The organism is Vibrio sp. Vb1574, assembly GCF_033338675.1.
The window spans coordinates 1-1116 of record NZ_JAWOTC010000379.1 but is presented as its reverse complement, the minus strand read 5'-3'; the positions used below and the strand labels follow the sequence as shown (position 1 = coordinate 1116).

The 1116-nt window shown below is 47.3% G+C and carries 2 protein-coding genes; both read left to right on the top strand.

Going from position 1 to position 1116, the window contains the following annotated elements:
- The first annotated feature begins 21 nt into the window (after window positions 1–21).
- Entirely contained in the window at window positions 22–561 is a 540-nt protein-coding gene (locus R7O12_RS26310) for a chorismate lyase (RefSeq protein WP_005460374.1), read from the top strand.
- Window positions 562–1116 (top strand): UbiA family prenyltransferase (locus R7O12_RS26305; protein ID WP_318127009.1); only part of this gene is annotated, 555 nt, incomplete at its 3' end.

The window sequence follows — 1116 nt, the reverse complement described above, 5'->3', positions numbered from 1 at the left end:
AGCCTCCAATTGAATACTAGTATGAATCAGCCAACATCACTCTATCTTGCTTCTTTATTGGAAGTAGAGTGGCAAAAGCCCGAAGAATTTGAATTTCCAAACGAATTTGCCAAGCATTGGCTGGAAGAACAAGGGTCTTTGTCACGTCGTTTAAAGCAGCACTGTCAGGAATTGACGGTAGAACTGCTGCAAAATCATATCGTCACAGCGAAGACACTGAAATCGGATGAAAGTCAGTTACTGTCTGAGCAAGATTGCCTCCTAAGAGAGGTCGTCCTGTGTGGAGACGACTGCCCTTGGGTTGTTGGTCGTACTTTGATCCCACGTACTACGTTGGTCGATCAGCAATACGACTTAGCGCAGCAAGGCGATATCCCACTAGGGCTCACCGTCTTTAGCGCCGATAATGTCGAGCGCGACTCGCTCCAAATGGGTTGGGTTCACTTGCCTCAAGGCCGTTTTCTCGCACGACGCTCAAGGTTGTGGATGAATCACAAACCTATGTTAGTCGCTGAGTTATTCTTATCGAATTCACCTATTTACGCCAAGGAGAGAGTGTAAATGTCCGCAGAAAAAGCCAAAGCATATTGGCAGCTGATGCGAATGGATCGCCCAATTGGTTCACTATTATTGTTGTGGCCAACGGTTTGGGCTCTGGTCATTACAGCCCAAGGCATACCGAGTTGGGATGTGCTCATTGTATTTGTGTTGGGTGTATTTTTCATGCGTAGCGCAGGCTGCGTCATTAACGATTTTGCAGACCGCAAAGTCGATGGTCATGTGAAGCGTACTAAACAGCGTCCATTGCCTTCGGGTAAGGTCACGGCGAAAGAAGCGATTGGCTTATTTTTGGTTTTGGCCGTGAGCTCATTCTTACTTGTGTTGACCATGAACCCCTTAACGATTCAGCTCTCTTTTGCGGGCCTTGTCTTAGCCTTTATCTACCCTTTTATGAAGCGTTACACGCATATCCCGCAGCTGTTTTTGGGATTAGCGTTTAGCTGGGCGATTCCTATGGCGTGGGCGGCACAAACCGGTGAGCTACCAGTGATGGTTTGGTTTGTGTTTGTGATTAATGCATTGTGGACGATTGCCTACGACACTCAGTATGCAATG

Bases quoted from the DNA above. Each gene is read 5' to 3' on its own strand.
- R7O12_RS26310 (WP_005460374.1), top strand. From the start codon at position 22: ATGAATCAGCCAACATCACTCTATCTTGCTTCTTTATTGGAAGTAGAG.